Source organism: Streptomyces sp. NPDC001157 (assembly GCF_053598255.1).
Map to the genome: position 1 here is coordinate 1 of NZ_JBSFJW010000086.1, position 3020 is coordinate 3020.

General features: G+C 71.5%; 1 protein-coding gene. It reads left to right on the top strand.

The annotated features are described in order from the left end of the window. Window positions 1-118: 118 nt before the first annotated feature. The coding region (locus ACWDAG_RS47630) for an amino acid adenylation domain-containing protein (protein ID WP_450701850.1) at window positions 119-3020 on the top strand (2902 nt) is incomplete at its 3' end.

Here is a 3020-nt window from a genome sequence, read left to right on the forward strand (position 1 = left end):
CGGGAAGGTGGACCGGCGGGTGTTGCCGGTTCCGGAGTTCGGTGGTGGGGCGGACAGTCGTGAGCCGCGTACGGAGCGGGAGCGGTTGTTGTGTGCCTTGTTTGCTGAGGTGCTGGGTGTGGAGCGGGTCGGTGTCGACGACAGCTTCTTCGACCTGGGTGGTGACTCGATCGTCTCCATCCAGCTCGTCTCCCGCGCCGGCCGGGCGGGGCTCGAACTGACACCGCAGGCGGTCTTCCAGCACCGGACGGTCGCCAAGCTGGCCGAGGCAGCCCGCGACCTCGCCCCCGAGGCGTCACGTCCGCAGGAGCCCGGCACCCCGCTGGTCACCCTCGACCCGGACGAGCGGACCCGCCTGGAGACGCAGTGGGCGCCGTACGGCGTCGAGGCCGTCCTGCCGCTGTCCCCCCTGCAGGAGGGCATGCTCTTCCACGCGCTCTACGACGAGGATGGCGTCGACGTCTACAACGTGCAGACCGTCTTCGGCCTTGAGGGAACCCTCTCGGCGCAGCACCTGCACACGGCCTGCCAGGAACTCGTGAACCGGCACGCCAGCCTGCGGGCCGGTTTCTTCAGGACGGCCGGCGGTGACGTCGCCCAGGTCCTCGCCCGCGACGTCGAGGTGCCCTGGACCGACGTGGACCTCAGCGACCTGCCGACGGCCGAGCAGCACGTCGAGCTGAACCGGCTCCTGGCCGAGGACAAGCCCCGCCGGTTCGATCTGGAGCGCCCGCCGCTGGTGCGCTTCGCCCTCGTACGGCTGGCCGCGGACCGGCACGTCCTGGTCCTCACCGTCCACCACATCGCGCTGGACGGCTGGTCGACGCCGTTGGTGCTGCGCGACCTGTTCGAGCTGTACGCCCGGGGCGGCGACGCCTCGCAACTGCCGGCCGTCGTCCCCTACTCCGACTACCTGCGGTGGCTGGTACGGCAGGACAGGGACGTCGCCGCACAGGCATGGCGTACGGCGCTGGAGGGTCTCGACGCCCCGACGCTCGTGGCCCCGGGCAGCACCACCGCCGACACCACGGCGATGCCCGCCCGGCAGACCGTGGAGCTGGACGAGGACCTCACCACCGCGCTGGGTGTGGCCGCGCGCCGCCGCCAACTGACCCTGAACACCGTCGTCCAGGGCGCCTGGGCGCTGCTGGTCGGTGAGCTGACACAGCAGTCGGACGTGGTGTTCGGCACGACGGTCTCGGGGCGCCCGCCCCAACTGCCGGGCGTCGAGGAGATCGTCGGCCTGCTGATCAACACCGTGCCGGCCCGCATCCGGATCGATCCCGCCGAACCCATCGGCGATCTACTGGACAGGGTGCAGCGCGAGCAGTCGGCGCTGGGCGAGCACCACCATCTCGGCCTCGCCGAGATCCAGCGGCTGGCCGGTCTGGGTGAACTCTTCGACACCACGACCGTCTTCGAGAACTACCCGCTGGACCGGGCGGCGATACGCCAGGCCGTCCCCGGCCTGCGGATCACCGTCGAGAACGGCGACACCAGCGGCACCACCCACTACCCGCTGAGCCTGATCACCTACCCCGGTGAGCGGCTGCGGCTGGAGCTCAACTACCGCGCGGACGTGTTCGACCGGGACACGGTGCGGGACTTCGGCGAGCGGCTGCGGACGCTGCTGCGGACGGTGGTCGAGGCGCCCGCCACGCCGGTGGGACGCATCGAGCTGCTCTCCGGTGAGGAGCGCGCCCGCATCGTCGAGAAGTGGAACGACACCGCGCTTGAGGTGCCCGCCGCCACCCTGCCCGAGGTGTTCGAGGCCCAGGTGCGCCGCACCCCCGACGCCGTCGCGGTCATCTGCGGCACCGAGCGGCTGACCTACCGCGAGCTGGACGAACGCGCCACCGAGCTCGCCTCGGTCCTGGCCGCGGCGGGCGCGGCACCGGGCGAGACCGTCGCCGTGTCGCTGCCGCGCTCCCTGGACCTGGTGGTGTCGCTGTACGCGGTCCACAAGAGCGGGGCCGCCTACCTCCCCGTCGACCCCGACTACCCGGAGGACCGGGTGCGGCACATGCTGCAGGACGCGCAGCCCGCCCTGCGCATCACGGCGGAGTCGCTCCCCGCGCTGCTGGCTGACGCCGCCTCGGCGTCCCCTCCGGCGGCGACCCGGCGGCCCCGGACCTCGGACCCCGCGTACGTCATCTACACGTCCGGATCCACCGGCCGCCCCAAGGGCATCGTGGTGGAGCACCGGGGCATCGTGAACTACCTGTGCTGGAAGCAGGAGCGGTTCCCGCTGGGCCCCGGCGAACGGGTGCTGCACAAGACGTCGACCAGCTTCGACCCCTCGGTCTGGGAACTGTTCTGGCCCCTGATGGTCGGCGCGACGATCGTGGTGGCGGAGGCGTACGGGCACGAGGACCCCGACTACCTGGCGGGACTGATCCAGCGGGAGAACGTCACCACCGCGCAGTTCGTCCCGTCCACGCTGGAACTGTTCGTGAGCGCTCCGGCCGCGGCGGGCTGTACCTCCCTGCGTCAGGTCTTCTGCGGCGGAGAGGTGATGAGCACCGCGCTGGCGCGGCGCTTCCAGGGCCTGCTGAACGCGGAGCTGATCAACCTCTACGGCCCCACGGAAGTGTCGATCTACTCCACCAGCCGCCGGTTCGGCCCCGACGTCGTGGGAGCAGCCGTCCCGGTCGGCCGGCCCGCCGCGAACCTGCGCGTCTATGTCCTGGACAGCGCCCTGCGGCCGGTTCCCGCCGGCCGGGTCGGAGAGATCTACATCGCCGGAACAGGAGTGACGCGGGGATACGTCAGGCGTCCGGCGGAGTCCGCGCAGCGCTTCGTGCCGGACCCGTTCGGGGCCCCCGGCACCCGTATGTACCGCACCGGCGACCTCGGCCGATGGCGTGCCGACGGCGATCTGGAATACGTCAGCCGCATCGACTCCCAGGTGAAGATCCGCGGCCACCGTATTGAGCTGGGTGAGGTGGAGGCGGTGCTTGAGGGTGCTGCTGGGGTGCGTCAGGCGGTGGTGGTGGCGCGTGAGGATCGGCCGGGGGTTC